Below are 23,809 nucleotides of genomic sequence, written 5' to 3' on the forward strand. Positions count from 1 at the left end.
TTTAACTTCCAATAAATTTTGTATACTCTCGAGCTACATAAGACGTAACACCTTGCAATTTAACCTGCCCTTTATCAATCCAAATTGATTTTTGGCACAATTCTTTAACTTGCTCAATTGAATGAGAAACAAATAATAATGTTGTTCCTCCCTCTAACATTTCAGTCATACGTTTCTTGCATTTTTCCTGGAATGCAGCGTCCCCAACTGCCAAAACTTCATCGACAATTAATATTTCAGGCTTTACTATTGTTGCTATGGAAAACCCTAATCTTGCAGACATACCAGATGAGAAATTCTTTAAAGGAACATCAACAAAATCTTTTAATTCCGCAAAATCTATGATTTCATTGAAATGCTCTTCCATAAAAGATTTCTTATATCCTAAAATTGCGCCATTTAAAAATATATTTTCTCTTGCAGTTAGCTCTCCATCAAAACCTGCACCAAGTTCAATTAATGGAGCTATATTCCCATTAACCGAAACAGTGCCTTTGTATGGTTGCAAAATTCCACATATAAGTTTTAGTAATGTCGATTTACCTGAACCATTTGTTCCAATTAATCCCCAAGATTCACCTTTTTTTACTTGAAAAGTAATATCCTTCAAAGCAATGAATTCTTGAAACATTAACTCTCTTTTTAGTAGCTTGATGATATATTCTTTTAAGCCACTAATATTAGATGTAGATTTATTAAATCTTACAGTTGCGTTTTCTACGCTAATAACAATATTGTTTTTCATTATATATATAAAATAAATTTATTTTGTTTTCTATAGAAAAAATAGCTTCCTAATAATAAAATTATTGAAGCCAGAGAAAATCCCCAAAGCATAGAAATAAGATTTGGTTCTTGTGCATATAAGATAATATCTCTGAATTGTTCTAAATACCAATACATAGGATTGGCATTTTTATATAATTCTTGATATTCTTGAGGTATAATTGAAATGGGATAAAAAATTGGTGTTAGATATGCCCACATTGTTAAGAAAACTCCCCACAAATATTGAATATCTCTAAAAAATACAGTTATTGCCGATAGAAACATTCCTAGTCCTAGACTAAAAATAAATACTTGCAATAATATTAATGGTAACCAAAATAAATGGACCGAAAATTCTGTATCTGTATAAACCATTACTAATAGTAATGCAGCTAGTGAGAAAACTAAATTAACTAAAGAACTTATTACTTTAGAAATTGTAAATATATATTTAGGGACATAAGTCTTTTTTAATAATGTTCCATTTCCAGTTATTGATGTTGTTGCTGACGATGTTGCTTCAACCATAAAATTGAATAAAATTTGTGCAGAAAGAAGATAAACTGGAAAGTTTGGGATATCAAAGCGGAATAAATTTGAGAAAACAATCACTAAAACTAACATTAACATTAATGGGTTTAGTACACTCCAAATATATCCTAAATAACTTCGTCTGTATCGAAGTTTAATGTCTCGTAAAACTAATTGCTTAAGTAATTCATTAAAATCCCAAAGATGCTTGAGCTCATTAATCATGGAATACAATAGCCTCACTTAATGTTTTCCCCGCTAAATCCTTTTCCGATAAACTCGGTTCCCCGTCTAAAGGCCATTCAATCCCAACAGTTTCATCATTCCAAATCAAAGAATATTCAGCTTTTGGATTATAATAATCAGTGCATTTATAGACAAACTCTGCTTCAGCTGTTAACACATAAAAACCATGAGCAAAGCCTTCTGGCACCCAAAGTTGACGTTTATTTTCAGCAGATAAGATCTCTCCTACCCATTGTCCGAAAGTTGGAGAACTTTCGCGCATATCTACTGCTACATCAAACACTGCACCAGAAACAACGCGCACTAATTTGCCTTGCGTATTCTCAGTTTGGTAATGTAACCCTCGTAATACGCCTTTCACTGATTTTGAATGGTTTTCTTGCACGAAGGTACGGTCTGCCACGTTTTGTTTAAACCATTCGTCCCGAAAGGTTTCCATAAAGAAACCACGCTCATCACCGAACACTTGAGGTTCTAATAATTTTACATCAGTGATTTTAGTATCAATAACTTTCATTGAGAATCCTTATTTTTTACAAATTTTCGTTTATATTTTCGATGGCTTTGAATATTTTTTTCGGCATCCTTCTTATCCCAAATTTGTAATTCCCAAGGATAATAAAAGTTGCTGGCATTTTTGAAATAGATATGAATACCAACATATTCATCTTTATCACGCAAATACCAGTTTTTTAAGCCGTATTTTTCTTTCCAATGATCTAATCGTTCCATTACTTGTGCAATATCATTGGAGTCAACAATAATCCTTGCGCCAAAAATATCATTTAAAATGCTATTAACAGGATAGCCTTCACTACGTTGTTCGAATCGTTCAATTTTATCTAAAATAGATTCTGATGTTTTTACACGGTAAAAGTAAGGCACATCATATAAATCTGCACGATATAAATAATCGTTGATCGATTCGTGTAAGTTAAGGCGATAAAATAAAATATGCTCAACAGGCACTTTTGCCAGCGTATGTTTTAAATTAACTTTTTCTATTTTATTGGTTTCAAAATAATCTTTTGAAAAGGCTAAATGAACTTTGTTAATTTCATCAATTAAACGCTCTATTTTCTCAAGCATATTTCCTTCTTTTTATTCTGCATAAGCTTTAATGTTTTTCAACGCTTTTTTCCAATCACTTGGATGAATACCAAAGACTTGCTGAATCTTGGTTAAATCCAAGCAAGAATTTGCTGGACGTTTGGCTGGTGTTGGGTAATCAGCTGTGGTAATAGCATTCACAAGCGGTGATTTTTCTAATACGTTTTGCGAAATAGCTTCGGCAAAAATTGCTTTAGCAAAGTCGCACCAGCTGACATAAGGTTCTCCAGTGAAGTGATAAACACCGTATTCAACAGTCTCGCCATTGATAATTTTTTCAGCGATCTGGATTAAAGCACGCGCAATATCACCTGCGTAAGTTGGTCCACCAACTTGGTCTGCAACTACACCTAAGGTATCTCGAGTTTTCGCTAAGCGAAGCATCGTTTTGACAAAGTTATTGCCATGTTCACCAAATACCCAAGCGGTGCGAAGGACGATAAATTTGTCGTTAGCCACTGCAACTGCTTGCTCGCCTTCAAGTTTAGTTCTACCGTAAACCCCTTGTGGATCTGTTGCGTCTGTTTCTTTGTATTTACCTGCTCGCTGACCATCAAAAACATAATCGGTTGAAATATGTAAAATGGCTGCACCAACGGTTTTTGCTGCTTCTGCTAAGAATTGCGGGCCATTTACATTAATTGCTTTAGAAAGCTCAATTTCCGTTTCAGCACGATCCACCGCAGTATGAGCTGCTGCATTAATAATCACATCAGGGCAGAAATTTTTGACAACTTGTTTAACCGCACTTTCGTCTGTAATATCCAGTTCATCACGATCTAAAGCAAGAATCTCATGTTTACCTTGTAGTTGTTGCACCAAACAATAGCCTACTTGCCCATGCGCTCCTGTAATGAGAAATTTTGCCATTATTTGTTCTCCTTAATTAAACGCAACAAATATTGACCATACTCATTTTTTGCCATTGGCTTGGCAAGTTTTTCCACTTGTTCGGAAGTAAGCCAACCATTACGCCACGCGATTTCTTCTAAACATGCCACTTGTGAACCCTGTACATTTTCAATGGTACGCACAAATGAAGCTGCTTCATGCAAGCTTTCATGAGTACCGGTATCTAACCAAGCAAAACCACGCCCAAGTAATTTCACATTGAGCGAACCATCGTTTAAATACATTTCGTTAAGGGTAGTAATTTCCAATTCGCCACGTTCGGATGGTTTCACTTGTTTTGCGAATTCCACTACACGATTATCATAGAAATATAAACCGGTTACTGCATAATTAGATTTTGGTTGTGCGGGTTTTTCTTCAATCGAAATCGCTTTAAAATTTTCATCAAATTCTACTACACCAAAACGCTCTGGATCTTTTACTAGATAGCCAAAAACCGTTGCGCCATAAGGTTGAGCTACCGCTTCTTGCAACATTTGGCTAAAGTGCTGACCATAGAAAATATTGTCACCAAGCACTAAACAACAACTGTCGCCGTTAATAAACTTTTCACCAATAAGAAATGCTTGGGCTAAACCATCTGGGCTTGGTTGGATTGCGTATTGTAAATTCACCCCAAAGTCTGAACCATCACCTAATAAGCGCTTGAAACTGTCATTATCTTCGGGGGTAGTAATAATAAGAACATCGCGAATACCCGCTAACATTAATACTGAAAGTGGATAGTAAATCATCGGTTTATCATAAACCGGTAAAAGCTGTTTAGACACTCCTCGAGTAATGGGATAGAGACGAGTTCCAGAACCACCAGCGAGAATAATACCTTTCATTAGTGTACCTTTAAAAGTGCGGTTAGATTTTATTATATTCTTTATAAATTTCCTTAAAAAAACTCACCGCTTATAAATTATTAATTACCTAAACGCTCACGGTTATATGAGCCATCTAATACACGGCTCCACCATTTTTTGTTATTTAAATACCATTCTACCGTTTTGCGGATACCTGATTCAAAAGTTTCTTGTGGCTTCCAACCTAATTCTTGATTAATTTTGGTTGCATCAATTGCATAGCGTACATCATGGCCAGGACGATCTTTCACATAAGTAATTAAGTCTTCGTATTTCACCACGCCTTTAGGTTTATTTGGAACAAGCTCTTCTAATAGCTGGCAAATAGTGCGAACCACGTCAATATTCGCTTTTTCATTATGCCCACCGATATTATAGGTTTCGCCTACTTTACCTTCCGTGACAACTTTATATAATGCACGTGCATGATCTTCTACAAATAACCAATCACGAATTTGTTGACCATTTCCATAAACTGGTAATGGCTTTCCATCTAGTGCATTTAAAATCATTAATGGGATCAATTTTTCTGGGAAATGGAATGGGCCATAGTTGTTTGAGCAATTGGTCACAATCGTTGGCAAGCCATAAGTACGCAACCATGCGCGAACCAAGTGATCGCTAGAGGCTTTAGATGCAGAATAAGGACTGCTAGGTGCATAAGGTGTCGTTTCAGTGAACAAATCATCTGTTCCCTCTAAATCACCGTACACCTCATCTGTTGAAATATGATGAAAACGAAATGCTACTTTTTTCTCATTGCTTAACGTATTCCAATAAGCACGCGCGGCTTCCAATAACGTGTAAGTACCAACAATATTTGTTTCAATAAAAGCAGCAGGCCCATCAATAGAACGGTCAACATGACTTTCTGCCGCTAAATGCATGACTGCATCAGGCTTATGTTGTTCAAATACACGCGCTAATGCTTTAGCATCGCAAATATCAACTTGTTCAAAAGTATAACGTGGATTATTTTCCACAGATTCCAGGGATTCTAGATTTCCAGCATAAGTAAGCTTATCGACATTCACCACGCTGTCTTGTGTATTTTCAATAATATGGCGAACAACCGCAGAACCAATAAACCCCGCACCACCGGTAACTAAAATTTTCTTCATAATTTTTCTCATCTTTTTTGTTATAAGTTCTACTAATTATACAGGAACATTGAAAAAAAAGAATGCCTCTTTTTTTACGTAAATTTATAAACATCCCTCACCACCATTAATTCACCTTTCCTTGGCTTATCGTATCGCTTTCCCAGCCTACATATTCACCGGAAAATTTTTCCGCCAATCGTTCAAACTGCTCCACATAACGGAAAATATCATCGTTATCTAACGTCATTTCCTGTTCGATTTTAACGATATATAACCCTTCGTTGTCATCTTCATCCTCAAAAATCATTGGGGCGCTGCTGTAGCTTATCGTATTGTAGGAAAGATCGCTCAAATTGACCTCTTCCATAAACTGGAACATTTGTGGCTCTTCTGCGAAATGGAAGGTATGCTCAACAAGGTAAGTGTCCGCAAGATCTCTGCCGTTTTGTAGCAACATAGACAAAATTTCTTCTGTCATATTGAGTTTCATTTCTAACGGTGATGGCAATAAAAAATCAAAGTAGGTATCCCAATTTGGATCCTCTTGCACCGTAATCTCTTCAATGTCGTCTTTAAATTGATCAAGTACATCGAAAAGTGCGGTGGTTTCATCACAGTAAAAATAAAGCTTTAAATAGCCTTCCGTGAAAATATGCCCAGCATAAAGCAATTCTGACAATGCCGAAATTTGCACCAAAATTTTGAATAATTCTTTAACCACTCGATGATGTTCATCTAATGTTGGCAGCGTATTTTCATCCCCCTCATAAGGCAATGAAACCTGTACAATTTTATTATATTTATCAGAGGTAAATTGTTCAAAAATATCTAAATTCACGGTGCAAGAGGCCATATTGCCATTGATAACCGTACGGTAATTTTGCCAATGTTGTTCAGGATTTTTTAATGGCATCACTTAAACTCCGCCCAAATAGGTGCATGATCTGATGGTTTGTCCATCGCCCGAATATCAAGAGCAATCCCGGCATCCACGCAATGTGCTGCCAACGCTTTATTTGCCAAAATATGGTCAATGCGTAAACCGCGATTATCATCAAATCCTTTGGAGCGATAATCAAACCACGAGAATTTGTCATTTACTGTCGGATTCAAATAACGGAAAGTGTCTTTCAAGCCATACGCATATAAGCGCTGATACCATTCGCGCTCTTCCGGCAAGAAAGAACATTTACCGGTGCGCAACCAACGTTTGCGATTTTCTTCGCCAATACCAATGTCCAAATCAGACGGGCTGATGTTCATATCGCCCATAATGATCACCGGGTTTTGTGCATTGTGGTCTTGTTCCAAATAACGTTGTAAATCCGCATAGAACTTTTGTTTTGCCGGGAATTTGGTTGGATGTTCACGGCTTTCACCTTGCGGGAAATAGCCGTTAATCACCGTTAATTGCCCAAACGGCGTGGCTAAATCAATCATAATGATACGTTTTTGCGCCTCTTCATCATCGGTCGGGAACCCTTTTCTCACCAATAACGGCGCCTGTTTACTCAACAAAGCCACACCATAATGCCCTTTTTGACCAAAATGGTTGACGTGATAGCCAAGATGATCCACCAACTCATAAGGGAAGACTTCATCCGCCACTTTAATTTCTTGTAACCCCAAGACATCCGGTTGATATTTCTTAATAATTTCTTCTAATTGATGGGGTCTTGCTCTTAATCCATTGATGTTAAATGACATCACTTTCATATTCATTCCTTATTTAATTGTGTTACTCGCCTACACGTTGTTGAATTCTATCGGCAAACATACCGATACTGATCGCGAAATAATTCGACTTGTTCCAATGCAATAGCGTACGATAGTTATTTGATACTAAAAACGCTCGCCCTAATTCCCGATCTGGTCTCACCAACCACAGATCCGTTTGAGAAAGTGCGGTCAATTTTTGCTGCGTTTCCGGTGTTTGGAATTTCAGGCTAACCCCTCGATTTTGCCAATCGGTTAAGCGACGCTGTTTCCCCTCTTCCGTGCCGGAGAGTGCCATATCAATCGGCTGATTTACGGTCACTTCAACGCCCCAAGGCAAATTCGGATTCCAGCCCTCTGTGTGCAAATAATTGGCGATAGAAGCAAACACGTCATAGTGTTCTGTCCAAATATTTTTCATGCCATCGCCGTTTCCATCAGCAGCATAATTCAAATAAGAACTTGGCATGAATTGCGTTTGCCCCATGGCACCTGCCCAAGAACCCAACATTTGGTGGCGTTGGATATGATCCCGTTGCAGCATTTTCATGGCAGCAATAAATTCTTTACTGAATAAGGCTTCGCGGCGACCATCAAATGCCAAGGTCGCCAACACAGATAACACGTCATACTTGCCTTGATAATGGCCGAAGCTGCTTTCCATACCCCACAACGCCATCAAATAATTTTTCGGTACGCCAAATCGTCGGCTTGCTTTTTCCAGTTGCGGTAGTTGTGCCCAATATTTTGAGACCGCAATATCCACTTTGTTTTGAGTTAACACACGATTTAAGTAATTGGTCGTGCCATTGGGATTGACTACCGGCGGTGCATTAGGATCACGTTTACGAATTCGTCCTGCTTGTTGATCGTCCAAATCCACGGATTTTTGGATGTAGTTAATGTTATTTTGTGCATTTAATACAGCCACCGATACGCCTTCTGCAGCGGCTTTGCCTTTCAAGAAATTCACATAGTCTTGAAAGTTTTCTAAGGTGCGCGGTTTATTGTAGCTCGCATGAAGATCTACACGATGAATCCCGTTGCCCGATGCAGCAGAAGTCACATCACTTGAACAACCGGCTAACGAAAGTGCGGTCAAAATGGAAGAAAATTTTAAAAAGGTTGTCAATTTCATCATATTATTTTCTCAAAAATGTTTGGTAAATCCGTTGTAATAAGGCGGTTGGAACTAAGCGGGAACCAAAGCGCAAGGCAAACGTAAACAATCCGGAAAATAAGCCTTGAATGCCTAGACGGTATTTCAATTTAAATAAACGCCATTCTGCTTTCGCTTGATTTAAACCACGACGGCGTCCTACCATGCCGTTACCGACACGGGCGTACACCAAAATATCCGGCAAATTCGCCACGTTTTGACCTTGTGCTACAAGCTTAATCCACAGGTAATAATCTTCTTGTAAATCTTCATATCCACCACAATTAATGACCGCACTTTTTTGATACGCCACCGTCATGTGATTGAACGGACAACGTTTTTGGGTAAATTTTACAATCTCTTGCGCTTCAGTCGGCACATGACGATATGCCACAATGTCGTTCACATTGTCACCAAATTCAGCGATTTGTCCGCCGAAAATGATCGTTTCCGGATGTTGTTCAATAAATGCCACTTGCTTTTCAAAGCGTTCCGGTACACAAATGTCATCGGTATCCATACGGAAGACCCAATCATACGAGCAATGTTTCAATCCTTCATTAAGCGCTTTGCCTAAGCCTAAGTTCTTTGGCAACTTCACTAAGTTTAAGGGTAATTTGGTTTCGAATTCAGAAACCACGGCTTCTAATTCTGGCGTTACCGCACCATCAAACACCAACACAATCTCATCTGCTGGATGGGTTTGAGCCACTAAACTTTCAAAACATTCTCTTAAATAGTGTGGATTTTCCTTAATGTATAAGGACATTAAAACTGAAAATTTCATATATCTCCGTAGGATGCAACTTGTTGCATCAAAGTACCGACATAAAAATAAAATTCGTGCAACAAGTTGCACGCTACTTACATAAACCGTTTCAAATTAATTGCCAATTTCGGTGAAATTAAAACCACAAAGGCAATGACTAGCTGCTTAATACTTTTTGTCAATTTAAAAATCTCAAAATAGTAAAAAGCCGCTTTACGGGATAAATTCATTATATGTGGGTAAGCCAACATATATTGTGCGTTGATAGCAAAATGCTTTTCTTGCTCTGCCGTTTTCACATAATTTTCACGGATATAATCAATCGCTTTTTGCGTATTGGTTGTATCTGTTGATACGCTAGAACGCTTGGTATGGAAAGTACAGTAAGTTAATGGTTCTGCCACCTTGTACGCTTTAAACGTTGGATCTTGTACAAGCTTCAGCAAGAAATCATAGTCTTCCAAAGAACGAAGTGCGGTCGATAATCCACCTATTTTTAAAAACAGCTCTTTTTTAACCCCAATCATCGGCATACCGCCGATTTTATTGGCGAGTAAAATACGTTCAACGCTGATCTCCTGTGGTTCAATAGGTGAAGTCACATACGTAAAACCTTCATTGACCATTTCGCATTTAGCCGGATGATAAATAAAATTCACATCGGGATGCTCGGCAATCACATCAGATAATTTCTGACATTTATCATTTGCAAAACGATCGTCATCATCAAGAAATAATAACCACTCATGATAGGCATTTTTTGCCCCGATATTACGGCTTTCTGCTGCCCCTTGATTGGTTTCATTACGAATAAGGTTAACCGAGAATGGATAAGATTGTGTGACTTCAACGGGTTCTTTCGAGCAATCATCCACAATCACCACATCAAAATTATAGGAAGTCTGCTTGGTTAAACTTTCCAATAAGGCAGGAATTTCTTCTTTCCGATTATAAGAAGGCACGATGATACTAAACATCTTTTGGCTCCTTTTGTTTAAATAAAATAAGCTGTTTACCGTGAGTGCCAAAAAGCGATAAGAACATCAACATCACGAACATAATGCCAGGGAAAGCAAAGGTGTCTGCTTTGATGTTACAGAACGCTAAAATCACAAAGGCAGAAAGGATAAATTTCCAGCTGCCATCAAACCAATTTAAGGCGACTTTGCGGACAAAATAAAATGTCACGGCAAAACACACTAAGGCATAAGACACGCCACCATAAAGAATCTGACGTAAGAAACCAGAGTCCGTATGACCATAATAACGGCCAACTTCTAACTCACCCGTCATGTACATCCCATCGCCATAAATGAACTGCTTGAGTGTTGGCATAAAGAGGTGGTTTTTCATCAAGGTATCCGTTGACGAACTGACAAATCCTGCACCGTGTAATAAATTAATCACAGGCTCTAAAGCATGTGCAACATAAGGATTTTCTGGTAAGAAATAGGCCAATAATAATACTAAAACGGCGAATGCTATTAGGGATGGCACATAACGCCATTTGAAATACACTAAAATGCTCACGACGGATAAGAGGAGGAATGTACGTCCTGAAATCAACCCAATACATAGCATAAAAAACACTAAAACACTTGGAAGCGTATTATGTTTAGCGTTGTAAGCCAGTAAAAAATGCAACAGCATTAAATAGAATAAACTCAACTGGAAAAAGGCCGTTGCGGTGATGTTATATAAGCGATATTCCTGCTCTGAACCATAAAAGCGTGCAGGCAACACCGCATTGGTTGAAAGTAAGAAATCAATCATAAATGACACGCCCAGTAAGCCAATCACGCCTACGATAAACTGCACCACCACGCCAATTTGCAAATCACGCACCACGTTCTGTTGACCATTTGCATTGGCGTAAAAGGCATTATAAAGCCCCACACCAAAGATAAATAAAATCAGTGCTTTCACATACATGATGATGACAGAAAGATCTTTTGTGCCATTAAGCAATAACGGAATCACACTGAAAATAATCAATCCGCCTAAAACAGCAAGACTGTCTAAAGGCAAAATAATGCCTTGCGGTTTCTGCTTTTTAACGTACTGATACGCCAAGACAACCAATGCGGCGAGGCCTGCAACGAATGACATTCGTACGACATGGAACAACCAAGGATCGTAAAGATAAAAAAGGTTAAAAAGTGCGGTCATTTTTTACGTTATTTTCCTAAATTCTTTTTCACCGCTAAGATTTTTTTGAGCGGATATTTCATTAATTTCTTCACTAAATTATTAGATTTTGAACCACGAATCGCTTCCAAATTACTCACTAATTGTGGATTTTCAATCGCCACAAGCGGACGAACCACCTTGTTATTAATCTGGAATTGGGTTTCAAATAATAAGAAATCATCGGCAAGCCAAAACGGTTTTTCCTGTTCGAGTTGTTTTAAAAATGTACGTGCCGCAGATTTTTTAATTAAGTATGCCACCGTGCCGGCAAAATAACTTTTATACGGATACGCGACGGTAACATCCCCAACGGTTTGACGTAAAAAAGAAAAGGTGGTTGGATAATTAATCTCTAATTCTACATCGTCAAAGTCCGCAATTTTTGATTGCCCGATTAATACAATATCCGCATCGCACTTTTCAGTTAAAAGTGCGGTCGTTTTTGGCGACAAATTTGCATTGAACAAGGCGTCATCTTCACAGACTAACGCATAGTCATTTTCCATCACATTTTGATCTTCTACGATCTGGCGATAAACCGCTAAATGGCTTAATGTACAACCAATTTCGCCTTTTGTGACATTGCGCCCATAATGCTGTTCAAACTTCGTTGGGTTAAATACCTCTGCCAACGCATCCCATTCTTTTTGCATGGTATTAATCGCTGAAAAAACCGCGAAATCGGCAGTATAGGGTTGAGCAAAAAACAGCTCACGACGCTGAACATCTTTATCGAGTGAAATCAAATAGTTATTCATAATTATCTCAGTTAAAATCCGTTTCCCATTTGATGCTATTAAGGGGAAATAGTTGCATAAAAGATTGCTGATTATACTAAAGAAATCTATAATCCCCCACCTATTTTACGGCAAAAACACAAGTTCGATTTTCCCGATGTCCAACAAAACCATTGCTAAAAACACCCTCTTTCTTTACATTCGTATGTTGTTCAATATGGGCGCGATGCTGTATATCTCACGCGTGGTGTTGCGCGTATTGGGTGTGGAAGATTTCGGGATCTACAACATTGTCATGGGCGTGGTGATTTTATTCTCCTTCTTTAACGGCACCATGACCGCCACCACACAACGTTTCATTAACGTCGAAAAAGCCTCAAACGACAGCAAGCGCATTAATAAAGTCTTTAACATCAGTATTCTCAATCACCTATTGATTATGTTGGTTGTGGTACTATTGGCAGAAACTGTTGGGCTGTGGTTCCTTAATCATAAATTAATTATTCCTGCCGCACGTATGCAAGCGGCGAATATTGTTTATCAGGTCGCCTTGGTCATTGCCTTGATTGAAATTATCAAAGTGCCTTTTAACGCCATGATTGTTGCCCATGAAAGAATGGCTTTTTATGCTTGGCTAGGATTGGCAGAAACCGCCTTTAAACTGACGGCGATCTTTATCTTGATGCATATCGAACACTACGACAAACTGATTTCTTATAGCCTCTTGTTGTTGTGTGTCAGCCTATTGGTGTTTACCCTTTATTTTCGTTTCACACGCAAGGCTTTCTACACGGAAACCCGTTTCCATTTTGAGAAAGATTGGCATACCACCAAAGAAATGATGAGCTTTTCCGGCTGGATGCTGGTGGGGCAACTGGCTTATGTAGGTTCAACGCAAGGGCTGAATATGGTGACCAACCTGTTCTTCGGCGTTGCCGCAAATGCGGCGGTGGGTATTGCGACGCAAGTGGATACCGCCGTGTATAGTTTTGTGAACAACTTCCAAGTGGCGTTTAACCCGCAACTGGTGCAATCCTATGCGGCAAAAGACTATGAGCGAAATAAAAAGTTGATCTTGGGCACCTCAAAATATTCTTTCTACTTAATCGCTATTTTATCCGCGCCGGTGCTGTATTTCAGTCATACCTTACTGACCCTCTGGTTGGGCGATAATGTGCCGATGTACACCGATAAACTGGTACAAGCCACGCTTGTTTGTTCCCTTATTAGTGCCATGGCGGGGTCGTTTTGGATGACGGCGTTAGCTATCGGCTCAAAAACCATTAAACAATACAACGTTATCTTAGCGATTATCGATCTTTGCACGGTGCCGCTTGCCTATTATCTGTTCACGTTAGGCTACAATCCGGTCTATGCCTTTATTGGAAAATTCTGCACCGCACTTTTCATGCAGCTTTATCGCCTCTACTTTATAAACAAAAAAATTAAATTTAATCGCAAAGAATTTGTCTCATACTTAACAAATATCAGCTTGGTTTTTGCCTTATTATTAGGCTTAATTTATTTCTCGGATACCCAACACACTTATTCATTCTTTGAATTCGTAGGAGAAGCTATCCTGCTTGAAGTTGTGTTAATTTCAGTGATTCTCGTAATGGGACTCAACAAAACTGAAAAAGATTTTTTATTTAGCTATTTAAGAAAAAGAGTAAAAAGATGAATCAACAACTCATTGATTTAAAAAACAAGTTAGCCCCGATTGCAGATTTAATTAAAGATAAAAACGATGTTTTTTATCTTGATTACCCGTTGCATTTAAACGTGGGCGATTTATTGATTTATCACGGAACAGAACAGTTTTTTACGGATCATCATATTCATGTGGCCTTAAAACGCAGTGAATTCGATATGGACATCGAAGAACTGAAACAGAAAATTACACCAAACACCACCATTTTATTACACGGCGGTGGTAATTTCGGTGATCTTTATCCACAGCACCAAAATTTACGGGAAACCATTATACGGACGTTCCCGAATAATCGGGTGATTGTGTTACCACAAACCCTTTTCTATAAAAGCCAAGAAACGTTGGAAAAATCCGCCGCACTTTTCATGCAACATCAAGATTGTCATTTGCTGGCACGTGATGAAAGAACGGCAAATACCTTTAAACAGTTTTCACCAAACGTATATTTATCACCAGACATGGCGCATGAACTGTACGGCACGTTACCGACAAAAAACACCCAAACCGGACAATCGCTATATTTCTTACGCAAAGACATTGAAGCCAGCGATATCGAAAAAAATATTACGGCAAAATTGCCTGCCGGCAGCCATATCAAAGATTGGGATGACATTTTATCCGGTCAGGATGACTTCGTCTTGGCAGTAAGCTGGCGTTTAGCTAAATTCGCCAAGCGGCACGATATCAGTCGGTTAAAAGATCTTGTTCATCAATACTGGAAAAACTATACCTTACGCATTGTGCAACGGGTAGCAAAAAACTTCCTAAGTTATGACAACATCACCACGACGCGTCTGCACGGACATATTTTTTCCTGTTTATTGGAAATTCCAAATGTGGTTTGCGATAACTCTTACGGCAAAAACACCGGCTACGCCAATTTATGGACAAAAGCACTGGATTTTGTTGCGTTTTACACCCAACACAAATAAGATGTCGTGCATTGATTAATGGAATGAAATCATGTTTGAACTTAAAAAACTCATCACCGCCATGATGCTACCGCCATTTAATATTTTGATTTTATGGCTATTCTCGCTTTTATTTTCATTCTTTAAATGCAAAATGTTAAGCCGACTTTGTGCTTTTTTCGGCATTGTGTTGCTCTATCTGGTCAGCATTCCCTATACGGTACAAATGCTAAAAGACAGCTTAGTCACCGAAGATCATTTAACCTTAAACGATTATAAACAGGCTCAAGCCATTGTTTTATTGGGTGGCGGTGTGCGTGATAGCAAAGAACTCTATGCACCACTGGCATCTTCTGCCACACAACTAGAACGTTTGCGCTACGCGGCTTATTTACAAAAAGAAACGCAACTGCCGTTATTGATTAGCGGTGTCAGCCCAACCGGAGCCTCAGAAGGCAAAGTTTCTGCAGAAGAATTACAGACTTTCTTTAATGTACCGACGAAATGGCTAGAAGAAAAATCTTTAACCACCAAAGAAAATGCCTTATACACCCGTCAATTATTAGAAAAAGAAGGCATCCATAAAATCATTCTGGTGACGAATGAATGGCATATGCAACGGGCAAAACTCTTGTTTCAACAGCAAGGCTTTGATGTCTTGCCGGCAAGCGTAGGCGAAGGCATTACTCCGGACTCTTACGGATTAAACATGATGCACTTTGTACCTCAAGCCGGTGCAATGGCAAAAAATATGCAATTACTGAAAGAGTGGATCGGTTATTGGAAAGAAAAATAATCTCATTTTCGACCGCACTTTGATTTGCCGAATACGCCCAAATAGGGCGTATTTTTTATCCCCTTTCTTTTGATTTTCGATCCATCTCGCAAAATATGACACACCGCATCGCACTACGCTTATTGCTTTGGTAACGTTCTTTTTATTTAATGGAACCTGCTATGCGCCAAATTATCCTCTTTTTCAGCCTCTTCTTTTTTCACCTCATTTGTTACGCGGACAAACCTGACTTAATGCTTTTAGAGACATACAAAAACCAAAATGTGACAGGCTGGGTGATGAGCGAAAAATTGGATGGTGTCCGTGGCTATTGGGACGGCAAACAACTTTTTACTCGAGGCGGAATAACACTATCGCCACCAAAGGATTTTTTAGCGGAATTTCCGCCCTTTGCTATTGATGGCGAATTATTTAGCGAACGTGATCAATTTGCGGAAGTTTCCTCGATTGTTCGTTCTCAACAAGATAAAGGTTGGCATAAGCTAAAACTTCATGTGTTTGATGTGCCTGATGCAGAAGGCAATTTATTTGAACGCTTAGCGCAATTAAAAGCCTATTTGGCACAACATCCAAGAGCGCCCATCGAAATTATCGAACAAATTCCTATTGAAAACTCACAACACATCTATCAATTCTTACAACAAGTGGAACAGCAAAAAGGCGAAGGCATCGTGATTCGTAACCCCAATGCGCCTTACGAAAGAAAACGCAGTTCACAAATTCTCAAATTAAAGACCGCACTTGATGAAGAATGCACGGTGATGTCTCATCATGCCGGTAAAGGGCAATTTGAAAATGTCATGGGATCAATTACCTGCGAGAATCACCATGGTCAATTCAAAATTGGTTCCGGATTCAAATTGGAGGATAGAACGAATCCGCCGCCTATTGGTTCACAAATCAACTATAAATACCGTGGCTTAACAAACAAAGGCAAACCAAGATTTGCGACCTTTTGGCGACGTGTGAGTTCTTCCGATGAAAAACGCCACGCAGAATAAGACATCATAATAATCTGCGTCTTTTGACTTCCAACAGTTAAAATGGCATCATGCCAGCCTTATTTTAACGACAAGATCAGCAAGCTGCCTATGCACTATCAAGACAAAAGCCTCAATGCCCTTAAACTCGGTCAACAAACAACGTATGCGGAAAAATACGACCGCACTTTATTACAACCGGTTCCACGCCGATTAAATCGCGATCAACTCAACATCACCGCCACGCAACCTTTTACGATTGGTGCGGATATTTGGACGGCATACGAAATTTCATGGCTCAACCCGAAAGGCGTGCCGCAAGTGGCGATTGCGGATATCAGTATCGATTTTCGCAGTGAAAATTTGATCGAATCCAAAAGTTTTAAACTCTATTTAAACAGCTTTAACCAAACAACATTCGCCGATTTCGCCGACGTCCAACAAACGTTACAGCGCGATCTGCAAGATTGCGCCCAAGGCGAAGTCAAAGTGCGGTTAAATTCGCTGGCGGATTACACCGCGCAACCGATTGTCGCCTTGTCGGGCGATTGCATTGATGCGCAGGATATAGAGGTGCGGGATTATGCCTTTAATGCCGCCTTACTGAATCATTGCACCGGTGATCATCTGGTCGAAGAAACGTTAGTCAGCCACTTGCTCAAATCTAACTGCCTCATCACGCAACAACCGGACTGGGGCAGCCTGCAAATTCATTATGTCGGCAAGCAAATTAACCGCGAACAACTATTGCGCTACATCATTTCTTTCCGCCAACATAACGAATTCCACGAGCAATGTGTCGAGCGTATTTTCTGCGACCTCATGCAGTACGCCAAACCGGAAAAACTCACCGTTTACGCCCGTTATACCCGCCGTGGCGGTTTGGACATTAACCCTTATCGCTCCAACTTTGAGCCACTGCCACAAAATGTAAGATTGGCAAGACAATAGTCAATCCATTTTGAAAACGTACCGCACTTTTGAATATCTTGCTCAAAGTGCGGTCTTCTTTTTACCTATGTATCATCAGTAATCTTCTCTTTTTGTGCCAATAATTTCTCTTTATGAGTGAGGATTAATGACAACTGCCGAACAGCGTTTTTAAGATTGCTACTCTCTAAAGTACATAATCTCTAAACCACATAAATGAGTTGAATCAGCTATATTGGCTGGAGATAAGTTACCACCTTAATTCGATAACCTATTATAACTATTGATTAATTGCACACACATTAACATCAACTTATAATCTTAAGAGTTTTAATTCTACATTTATATCGAGGTTTTACATGAACTTAAAAAAACCAACCATTACTGCAGCAATTTTATTCTCACTCACTGCTTGCGGAAGCGGTGGTAATAATACCGATACAACACCAAACAAACCGAATATTCAAAACGAACAGTCACAGAAAAAAGTAGCTGATGCGCGAAAAGCCGAGGAAGCACGCAAGGCAAAAGAAGCCGCAGCACAGAAAGCGGAAGAAGCGCGCAAAGCAAAAGAAGAGGCAGAACAAAAAGCGGAAGAAGCACGCAAAGCTAAAGAAACAGCTGAACAGAAAGCTGAAGAAGCCCGTAAAGCTAAAGAAGCGGCAGACAAAGCCGAAGCAGATCGCAAAGCTAAAGAAGCTGCTGAAAAAGCCGAAGCAGATCGCAAAGCCAAAGAAGCCGCAGACAAAGCCGAAGCGGATCGTAAAGCTAAAGAAGCCGCTGAAAAACTAGAACAAGAAATTAATCAGCTAAAAGGCATTTCTGCCGATGCATACCCAGAAGGCAAAATTATGCGCCATGATACGGATCATGTTACCACCCCAACAGAGGAAGAGACGCAGAAACACTTTCAGCGTCACATGGTATACAACCAAAAATACTCTGTCATTCTTGCCGATTATGAAATTGAACAAAGTTATAATAACAATACAGGATCTCTTGAAAATCTTGACTTTTCCAACCCAAAAATTGAGATAAAAGGGCTAAAAACCGAACCGGCAAAAATTCCCCAAGAAGGTACTGCAACCTATTCAGGAAAAGCTTTTGACGGAATATTTCAGCAACCTGCTCAAGAACCGTTTACCCCACCTACGCAGGTTGATGAGCACCTAGGTAACCTTTCCTACACCGTCAACTTTACGAACAAAACAGGTTCAGGAACGATTACCGGTTTCGGACCTAATGTTGAATTGAAAGAAGGTAAGATTTCAGGCTCAAGAATTTCAGCTGATGCACAACATGGTAGAGAGCCAGGTAAGTACTCTTTAGATTTCTTTGGTAAAGACGCGGAGGAAATTGGCGGTAAAGTCACTTTAGGAGATGTTGATTCCTTTGGCTTCGGCGGTACACGTGGTGAAATCCAAAAATAAACTTTTCCTTTAATATAAAAATGCCGTTTGAACTTCGATTTAAACGGCATTACTTTCTAATCGACTATGAAAAAACTTCCCTATTTTATCATTCTACTTCCCTTAGCTACTCAAGCCGAAACCTTCCAAGCACCACAGCCTGTTTTCTTTGAAAAGAATATTGTGCCGAAAACGGAAGAGCCACAGATAAAAACGCCGGAGAAATCTACCGCACTTTCAGCGCCCATGACATTCGATCAAGATGACAATACCCAAACTAAACTGGAAAAACTGATCAACTATAGTGTGGTAAAACAACAATGGGGGATCTTGAAACAAACGTTGCCCCTTTATCAATCGCAACCTCAGCACGATGTTACGCTATATCGTTATGCCCTAGGCGCAATGTTACGGGCAGAGCGCAACCATAAGCAAGCCATTCATCTTTATCAGCAGATTGTTGATGAAAAGCCAGAACTGGCTTATCCACGTTTTGATTTGGGCGTGATGTTATTTGAAAATAAACAGTATCGCCAAGCTAAAGCAGAACTTGAGCGCGCTATGCCGGATTTATCTCCACCTATGCAACAATTCGCCAAACGTTATTTGGAGACAATGAAAGAACGTCAAGGCTGGAAAGCGGATGTAGAATGGCAATATACCCAAACCGACAACGTGAATAACGCGTCATCCCAACAAGATATTCAGTTAGGCACGCTACGCTTTAAAAAAGACAAAGACTCTTTGCCACAAAAAGCGCACGGTTTTCGTTATGGGCTGGGCTTAAGTCGTGAAATCAATGTCGCCGGCAATCATTTTGTGACCTTAAACAGCCGGTTTGGTGGCGTGCATTATTGGGATAATCAAGACTACAGTGAAAAATCACTTTACGCCGCATTGGGCTATCGTCATCGTTCCGCCTTACAATCTTTAGGATTGACGCCCTTTTTTGAGCAAAATTGGTTAGGCGCACCACGTTATAGCCAAAATTATGGCATTACCGCAGATTTACGTCGTGAATTGACCGCACTTTGGACATTTTCCGCGACCCTTTCCCACACGCAAAAACGCTATGCGGATGCCAATGTTGCACGCCGTCATAACGGCTATATTAACGGTGCAACGCTGGCATTAAGTTATCAAGCAAAGCCGAATTGGTTACTTTTCGGCGGTGTGGAAGGCAGCCTAGATCGCAGTAAAGACAAAGCAGAATCCTCGCTTCGTCGCGGTGTTAATCTCGGCACCGTCTGGCAAATCAAGGATTTCGCAACACGCTTAAGTATTCGGTATGTCAAACGTGACTTTCGGGCAAAAAACTTCTATTTTCCAACGAAAAAACGACAAGATAAGGAGTATGATTTTAACGCCAGCCTATGGCATAACCAACTGCAATGGAAAGGCTTTATTCCTAAGTTAAATTATCGTTATCGTAAAATTGACAGTAATATTCCTGAATTTTATTCGCGCAAAAGTGGGGAATGGTTTTTGTCTGTTGAGCGTAGTTTCTAGCCAAATGCGTTGAAAATCCATGCGAAAAAATGACCGCACTTTTGCATATCTTGCTTAAAGTGCGGTTTATTTTTAATGTGTTTTTACTTTTCGGTAACATCACCAGTCAACAGTGAAATTTCCTGTTTTAATACATAAGGCATATGCCGTGGGCCGCGTACGGCAGTGACACCGAACTGTGCCATTTTAGCGCGGGGAATGAGGGTCTTACCGTATTCTTTCAAACAGCGAATTTTCATCACCCGTTTCACCTGTAAATCATCCGTTCGTTTTTGGTGGTAGGGAATGTTTACCGCCAACACCAAACATTTATAACGAATCGCCCCTGTAGGTTCAGTGACGTACATATACACAATATCATCTACCGCAATATTATTACTCTGCTTCCAGTAAATTTCTCCGCCTTCACGCAAGTCTTTCTCCACATCGTAATATTTCGGGTTGGCCGGCACGATCCATTCCGTATAACGGACGATCCCCAGTTGCTTCTTCACTTGCCGGGTAGCGGTCAGATCAAAACTGGCATTTAATAAAAACAATATAGTGTCTTTTTCTACAGAGCCATCTAACAACACCGTCAGCCAATGATTTTTATTCATGTGATACGCCGGTAGGAAACCTGGTTGCGGCAAAAATACGCTCAGCATTTCAGGGGAACATTTCACGTTCATCACCGGTAATTTCCCTACGCCGCTTAGCCCTAATGACGATTTTTCGACATTCATCACAATGGCATACCATTTTCGATTATCGGCATGACGCAACACCGCATAATCTGGATGGGTCTTCCACAAATATTCCGGTTTAGTGCCATATTGGGTGAAGACATACTCGAAAACTTGTTGGGTTAGCTCAGCCATTCCATGTTCCTCTTATTACTTTGATAACATCATTTTACGCCAATTTAGTCCTCAAAATAAAAGACATTAATTTCCACATCATTATTGTGCTTTTTAGTTCAACAGGCATATTATATTCCTTGAGAAAGGACTCAATTTAATCATATGAATAATGGATTATTCACCGCAGAGAGCAATCTCACTCTAATTAATAAACTCGGAGGAGTTATATGGAAGGGAAAACAATTGCGCCAATTGAAGTAAAAATGGGCTTCAAATGGCAAGGGTTACTGCTTTCAGTGATTGTCGGGATGGCAATTTGGTTGATTCCGATACCGGAAGGTCTTTCTGCCAAAGCATGGGGTATGCTTGCCCTCTTTGTTGCAACCATTGTGGCAATTATCGCCAAAGCTATGCCTATGGGCGCAGCAACTTTAGTTGCGCTTGTTATTAGCGGTTTAACCGGCTTAACACCGTTATCTCCCGCCAAAGGGGAAGTGGGCATGTTATCCGGTTTCTCCAACGGAACCATTTGGTTAATCGCCATTGCGATGTTTTTATCTCGCGCGGTCATCAAAACCGGTTTGGGAAAACGCATTGCCCTCTATTTCGTCGCACGTTTCGGTAAGAAAATGATGGGCGTTGCTTATGGTATCGCGCTAGCCGATGTGGTCATTGGCCCGGGGATTCCGTCTGCCTCTGCGCGTGGTGGCGGTATCATGTATCCCATCATGCAGTCCATCGCTGATGCCTACGATTCCAAACCCGGCCCAACCGCCAGACGTGCCGGTGCATTTCTTGCCATCGCCGTATCACAAATCGACACTATCGTGTGTACCATGTTCCTCACTGCCATGGCGGGCAACCCGTTAATCGCGGAACTTGCCAAAGGTCAAGGCGTTGAAATTACGTGGATGACTTGGTTCTTAGGCGCGATCGTGCCGGGTATTATCAGTTTGATCGTGTTGCCTTATTTCGTCTATTTAATTTACCCGCCAGAACTCAAAGACACACCAAAAATGGCAGAAATGGCGCGTGAAGAATTACATAATATGGGGCCAATGAGCAAAGCAGAATGGATTTTGGCGCTTGATTTCATCTTATTGTTGTTCTTATGGACCGTAGGTGATTTGGTCTTCCATATTCCGGCAACAGTTTCCGCCTTTATCGGTTTGGTGATTTTGTTACTCACCAACATCATGAGTTGGAAAAATATCGTTGCTGAAACCACCGCATGGGACACCATGTTCTGGTTTGCGGTTTTGGTGATGATGGCAAATGCATTAAATAAATACGGTGCTATTGCTTGGATTTCCAGCCATATTTCCTCCTCGGTGGGGACATTCAGTTGGCCGGTTGCCTTTACGATTTTAGTCTTAGTGTATTTCTACACTCGCTACTTTTTCGCGTCTGCCATGGCACACATTTCCGCCATGTACTTGGCATTCGTTGCGGCAGCCATTGCCGTTGGCACCCCTCCGATTATTGCCGCTCTCGGCTTAGGTTATACCTCAACCCTCTCAATGAGCTTAACCCAATACGCCGGTGGCCCTGGCCCAGCCCTCTATGGTTCCGGTTATAACTCAACCGGCCAATGGTGGGGCGTTAGTTTCGCCACCTCCATCATATCACTGATTATCTGGTTTGGTATCGGGGGGTTATGGATGAAGCTATTAGGTTGGTGGTAAAGCCGCATTGCGCTTTAGAACTCACCTAAAATTCTTATAAAAAAATGACCGCACTTTATTTTTCAACCTAAAGTGCGGTCACTTTTTTCAGTATTTTTAAATTAATCTGTGAGAAATAATGGCCCCATCGGCATTTTCGGCAAGGCAAATCGGTCGGGATAAAGCACCTTCACTAAATACAACCCCTCCGGCTTAGCTGTCGGTGCGGCGAGAGTGCGATCTTTTTGCGCCAACAACCAAGCTAACCATTCCACTGGTTGATTGCCGCAACCCACTTCAATCAAGCTCCCCACAATATTACGCACCATGTGATGAACAAACGCGTTTGCTTGAATATCCACGATGATATATTGCCCTTGGCGACTGACGTTTAAATGGTGCACATTGCGCCACGGCGTGTTAGATTGGCATTGCGCAGCACGGAAAGAACTGAAATCATTTTCACCGAGCAACGCTTGCCCTGCTTGGTGCATTAATTGATGATCGAGTTCCAAATGGCAATGGGTCACGCCTTGCGGCAAAATGGCTGAACGCAGTTTATTACAATATAAAATGTAACGATAACGACGGGCGGTGGCGCTAAAACGGGCATGAAAATCATCATCGACCACTTTCGCCCATCGCACAGCAATATCATCGGGCAAATTCGCATTGACACCAAAACTCCAGGCTTTCTCAGGACGATGAGCAGTCGTTTCAAAGTGAATCACCTGCCCAGTGGCATGTACGCCGGAATCCGTACGACCTGCACAGAAAATACTGATGTCTTCATTGGCAACGGTGGAAATCGCCCGTTCCAGTTCAGCCTGTACGCTGGCCACTTTTTCTTGTTTCTGCCAACCGAAATACTGTTTTCCGTCGTATTCCACACCTAATGCAATTTTCATGTTCTACTCTGATTTTACTTAAAACGGCGTGCATTATAACAAGGCTTGGCGGATCTC

24 protein-coding genes are annotated in these 23,809 nt (G+C 40.4%); 8 read left to right on the forward strand and 16 right to left on the reverse strand.

All coding sequences use genetic code 11. The features are described from left to right. Nucleotide 1 precedes the first annotated feature (1 nt). The 14 genes from J5X96_RS06945 to J5X96_RS07010 form a co-directional block, all read right to left on the reverse strand. On the reverse strand, nt 2-745 hold the full coding sequence (locus J5X96_RS06945; RefSeq protein WP_209362587.1) for an ABC transporter ATP-binding protein: 744 nt from the start codon (nt 743-745) through the stop codon (nt 2-4). Then, nucleotides 745-1,524 carry an ABC transporter permease gene (locus J5X96_RS06950; protein WP_209362589.1) on the reverse strand — a complete coding sequence of 260 codons (780 nt, stop codon included), beginning with the start codon at nt 1,522-1,524 and terminating at the stop codon, nt 745-747. Before J5X96_RS06950 ends, J5X96_RS06945 begins: the two co-directional genes overlap by 1 nt. After that, entirely contained in the window at nt 1,517-2,062 is a 546-nt protein-coding gene (gene rfbC, locus J5X96_RS06955; RefSeq protein ID WP_209362591.1) for a dTDP-4-dehydrorhamnose 3,5-epimerase, read from the reverse strand. Before rfbC ends, J5X96_RS06950 begins: the two co-directional genes overlap by 8 nt. After that, nucleotides 2,059-2,634, reverse strand: a complete 576-nt coding sequence (locus tag J5X96_RS06960) for a GTP pyrophosphokinase (protein ID WP_209362593.1) — start codon at nt 2,632-2,634, stop codon at nt 2,059-2,061. The genes rfbC and J5X96_RS06960 overlap by 4 nt, the downstream gene beginning before the upstream one ends. Before the next feature lie 12 nt (nt 2,635-2,646). Then, nucleotides 2,647-3,525, reverse strand: coding sequence for a dTDP-4-dehydrorhamnose reductase (gene rfbD, locus J5X96_RS06965; protein ID WP_209362594.1), 879 nt, complete (start codon nt 3,523-3,525; stop codon nt 2,647-2,649). Beyond that, nucleotides 3,525-4,397 (reverse strand): glucose-1-phosphate thymidylyltransferase RfbA, encoded by an 873-nt coding sequence (gene rfbA / locus J5X96_RS06970; RefSeq protein ID WP_209362596.1) that lies wholly within the window; start codon nt 4,395-4,397, stop codon nt 3,525-3,527. Before rfbA ends, rfbD begins: the two co-directional genes overlap by 1 nt. An 80-nt stretch (nt 4,398-4,477) precedes the next feature. Beyond that, entirely contained in the window at nt 4,478-5,539 is a 1,062-nt protein-coding gene (gene rffG, locus J5X96_RS06975) for a dTDP-glucose 4,6-dehydratase (protein ID WP_209362598.1), read from the reverse strand. Between the two features lie 106 nt (nt 5,540-5,645). Next, complete coding sequence (locus J5X96_RS06980) at nt 5,646-6,434, reverse strand: TIGR01619 family protein (protein WP_209362599.1); 789 nt, start codon at nt 6,432-6,434, stop codon at nt 5,646-5,648. Then, entirely contained in the window at nt 6,434-7,237 is an 804-nt protein-coding gene (xthA, locus tag J5X96_RS06985) for an exodeoxyribonuclease III (RefSeq protein WP_209362601.1), read from the reverse strand. Before xthA ends, J5X96_RS06980 begins: the two co-directional genes overlap by 1 nt. Nucleotides 7,238-7,259: 22 nt before the next feature. After that, nucleotides 7,260-8,378, reverse strand: a complete 1,119-nt coding sequence (locus J5X96_RS06990; RefSeq protein WP_209362603.1) for a lytic murein transglycosylase — start codon at nt 8,376-8,378, stop codon at nt 7,260-7,262. A gap of 1 nt (nt 8,379) precedes the next feature. Then, nucleotides 8,380-9,183 carry a glycosyltransferase gene (locus J5X96_RS06995; protein ID WP_209362604.1) on the reverse strand — a complete coding sequence of 268 codons (804 nt, stop codon included), beginning with the start codon at nt 9,181-9,183 and terminating at the stop codon, nt 8,380-8,382. 77 nt (nt 9,184-9,260) lie between these two features. Continuing rightward, entirely contained in the window at nt 9,261-10,142 is an 882-nt protein-coding gene (locus J5X96_RS07000; RefSeq protein WP_209362606.1) for a glycosyltransferase family A protein, read from the reverse strand. Then, nucleotides 10,135-11,334, reverse strand: a complete 1,200-nt coding sequence (locus tag J5X96_RS07005; protein ID WP_209362608.1) for a hypothetical protein — start codon at nt 11,332-11,334, stop codon at nt 10,135-10,137. The genes J5X96_RS07000 and J5X96_RS07005 overlap by 8 nt, the downstream gene beginning before the upstream one ends. Before the next feature lie 8 nt (nt 11,335-11,342). Then, nucleotides 11,343-12,113 carry a glycosyltransferase family 25 protein gene (locus tag J5X96_RS07010; RefSeq protein ID WP_305852106.1) on the reverse strand — a complete coding sequence of 257 codons (771 nt, stop codon included), beginning with the start codon at nt 12,111-12,113 and terminating at the stop codon, nt 11,343-11,345. A gap of 136 nt (nt 12,114-12,249) precedes the next feature. Here J5X96_RS07010 and J5X96_RS07015 point away from each other — a divergent pair, with 136 nt between their 5' ends. The 7 genes from J5X96_RS07015 to J5X96_RS07045 all read left to right on the forward strand — a co-directional run bounded on the left by J5X96_RS07015 (nt 12,250) and on the right by J5X96_RS07045 (nt 20,338). Further along, a complete protein-coding gene (locus J5X96_RS07015; protein WP_209362609.1) occupies nt 12,250-13,773 on the forward strand; it encodes an oligosaccharide flippase family protein in 1,524 nt (507 codons plus the stop codon). After that, on the forward strand, nt 13,770-14,735 hold the full coding sequence (locus tag J5X96_RS07020) for a polysaccharide pyruvyl transferase family protein (protein WP_209362611.1): 966 nt from the start codon (nt 13,770-13,772) through the stop codon (nt 14,733-14,735). Before J5X96_RS07015 ends, J5X96_RS07020 begins: the two co-directional genes overlap by 4 nt. 31 nt (nt 14,736-14,766) lie before the next feature. Next, nucleotides 14,767-15,510 (forward strand): YdcF family protein, encoded by a 744-nt coding sequence (locus J5X96_RS07025; protein WP_209362613.1) that lies wholly within the window; start codon nt 14,767-14,769, stop codon nt 15,508-15,510. 161 nt (nt 15,511-15,671) lie between these two features. After that, nucleotides 15,672-16,511 carry a DNA ligase gene (locus J5X96_RS07030; RefSeq protein ID WP_209362614.1) on the forward strand — a complete coding sequence of 280 codons (840 nt, stop codon included), beginning with the start codon at nt 15,672-15,674 and terminating at the stop codon, nt 16,509-16,511. Nucleotides 16,512-16,601: 90 nt separating this feature from the next. Beyond that, nucleotides 16,602-17,441 (forward strand): NADPH-dependent 7-cyano-7-deazaguanine reductase QueF, encoded by an 840-nt coding sequence (queF, locus tag J5X96_RS07035; protein WP_209362616.1) that lies wholly within the window; start codon nt 16,602-16,604, stop codon nt 17,439-17,441. Between the two features lie 338 nt (nt 17,442-17,779). Continuing rightward, nucleotides 17,780-18,850 (forward strand): Slam-dependent surface lipoprotein, encoded by a 1,071-nt coding sequence (locus J5X96_RS07040; RefSeq protein WP_209362618.1) that lies wholly within the window; start codon nt 17,780-17,782, stop codon nt 18,848-18,850. 66 nt (nt 18,851-18,916) lie between these two features. Further along, nucleotides 18,917-20,338, forward strand: coding sequence for a surface lipoprotein assembly modifier (locus tag J5X96_RS07045; RefSeq protein ID WP_209362620.1), 1,422 nt, complete (start codon nt 18,917-18,919; stop codon nt 20,336-20,338). An 83-nt stretch (nt 20,339-20,421) separates the two neighbouring features. Here J5X96_RS07045 and J5X96_RS07050 read toward each other — a convergent pair whose 3' ends face one another. Then, a complete protein-coding gene (locus J5X96_RS07050) occupies nt 20,422-21,198 on the reverse strand; it encodes an MmcQ/YjbR family DNA-binding protein (protein WP_209362621.1) in 777 nt (258 codons plus the stop codon). A gap of 209 nt (nt 21,199-21,407) precedes the next feature. Between J5X96_RS07050 and J5X96_RS07055 the strand changes: the two genes are divergently transcribed. Continuing rightward, nucleotides 21,408-22,865 carry a DASS family sodium-coupled anion symporter gene (locus tag J5X96_RS07055; protein ID WP_209362623.1) on the forward strand — a complete coding sequence of 486 codons (1,458 nt, stop codon included), beginning with the start codon at nt 21,408-21,410 and terminating at the stop codon, nt 22,863-22,865. Nucleotides 22,866-22,966: 101 nt separating this feature from the next. On the opposite strand, the gene truA is transcribed toward J5X96_RS07055, so the two are convergent. Beyond that, nucleotides 22,967-23,752 carry a tRNA pseudouridine(38-40) synthase TruA gene (gene truA / locus J5X96_RS07060; protein ID WP_209362625.1) on the reverse strand — a complete coding sequence of 262 codons (786 nt, stop codon included), beginning with the start codon at nt 23,750-23,752 and terminating at the stop codon, nt 22,967-22,969. Nucleotides 23,753-23,809 lie beyond the last annotated feature (57 nt).

It is taken from the genome of Aggregatibacter sp. 2125159857 (assembly GCF_017798005.1).
GTDB lineage: Bacteria > Pseudomonadota > Gammaproteobacteria > Enterobacterales > Pasteurellaceae > Aggregatibacter.

Excerpts from the sequence above, each read along its gene's own strand:
- J5X96_RS06995 (WP_209362604.1), bottom strand. The coding sequence starts at position 9,183 with ATGAAATTTTCAGTTTTAATGTCCTTATACATTAAGGAAAATCCACAC.
- J5X96_RS07055 (WP_209362623.1), top strand. The coding sequence starts at position 21,408 with ATGGAAGGGAAAACAATTGCGCCAATTGAAGTAAAAATGGGCTTCAAA.
- J5X96_RS06960 (WP_209362593.1), bottom strand. The coding sequence starts at position 2,634 with ATGCTTGAGAAAATAGAGCGTTTAATTGATGAAATTAACAAAGTTCAT.
- J5X96_RS06950 (WP_209362589.1), bottom strand. The coding sequence starts at position 1,524 with ATGATTAATGAGCTCAAGCATCTTTGGGATTTTAATGAATTACTTAAG.
- J5X96_RS07015 (WP_209362609.1), top strand. The coding sequence starts at position 12,250 with ATGTCCAACAAAACCATTGCTAAAAACACCCTCTTTCTTTACATTCGT.
- J5X96_RS06980 (WP_209362599.1), bottom strand. The coding sequence starts at position 6,434 with ATGCCATTAAAAAATCCTGAACAACATTGGCAAAATTACCGTACGGTT.
- J5X96_RS07010 (WP_305852106.1), bottom strand. The coding sequence starts at position 12,113 with ATGAATAACTATTTGATTTCACTCGATAAAGATGTTCAGCGTCGTGAG.
- rfbC (WP_209362591.1), bottom strand. The coding sequence starts at position 2,062 with ATGAAAGTTATTGATACTAAAATCACTGATGTAAAATTATTAGAACCT.
- J5X96_RS07040 (WP_209362618.1), top strand. The coding sequence starts at position 17,780 with ATGAACTTAAAAAAACCAACCATTACTGCAGCAATTTTATTCTCACTC.
- truA (WP_209362625.1), bottom strand. The coding sequence starts at position 23,752 with ATGAAAATTGCATTAGGTGTGGAATACGACGGAAAACAGTATTTCGGT.
- rffG (WP_209362598.1), bottom strand. The coding sequence starts at position 5,539 with ATGAAGAAAATTTTAGTTACCGGTGGTGCGGGGTTTATTGGTTCTGCG.
- queF (WP_209362616.1), top strand. The coding sequence starts at position 16,602 with ATGCACTATCAAGACAAAAGCCTCAATGCCCTTAAACTCGGTCAACAA.
- J5X96_RS07025 (WP_209362613.1), top strand. The coding sequence starts at position 14,767 with ATGTTTGAACTTAAAAAACTCATCACCGCCATGATGCTACCGCCATTT.
- xthA (WP_209362601.1), bottom strand. The coding sequence starts at position 7,237 with ATGAAAGTGATGTCATTTAACATCAATGGATTAAGAGCAAGACCCCAT.
- J5X96_RS07030 (WP_209362614.1), top strand. The coding sequence starts at position 15,672 with ATGCGCCAAATTATCCTCTTTTTCAGCCTCTTCTTTTTTCACCTCATT.
- J5X96_RS07000 (WP_209362606.1), bottom strand. The coding sequence starts at position 10,142 with ATGTTTAGTATCATCGTGCCTTCTTATAATCGGAAAGAAGAAATTCCT.
- J5X96_RS07050 (WP_209362621.1), bottom strand. The coding sequence starts at position 21,198 with ATGGCTGAGCTAACCCAACAAGTTTTCGAGTATGTCTTCACCCAATAT.
- J5X96_RS06990 (WP_209362603.1), bottom strand. The coding sequence starts at position 8,378 with ATGATGAAATTGACAACCTTTTTAAAATTTTCTTCCATTTTGACCGCA.
- J5X96_RS07045 (WP_209362620.1), top strand. The coding sequence starts at position 18,917 with ATGAAAAAACTTCCCTATTTTATCATTCTACTTCCCTTAGCTACTCAA.
- J5X96_RS07005 (WP_209362608.1), bottom strand. The coding sequence starts at position 11,334 with ATGACCGCACTTTTTAACCTTTTTTATCTTTACGATCCTTGGTTGTTC.
- rfbA (WP_209362596.1), bottom strand. The coding sequence starts at position 4,397 with ATGAAAGGTATTATTCTCGCTGGTGGTTCTGGAACTCGTCTCTATCCC.
- rfbD (WP_209362594.1), bottom strand. The coding sequence starts at position 3,525 with ATGGCAAAATTTCTCATTACAGGAGCGCATGGGCAAGTAGGCTATTGT.
- J5X96_RS06945 (WP_209362587.1), bottom strand. The coding sequence starts at position 745 with ATGAAAAACAATATTGTTATTAGCGTAGAAAACGCAACTGTAAGATTT.
- J5X96_RS07020 (WP_209362611.1), top strand. The coding sequence starts at position 13,770 with ATGAATCAACAACTCATTGATTTAAAAAACAAGTTAGCCCCGATTGCA.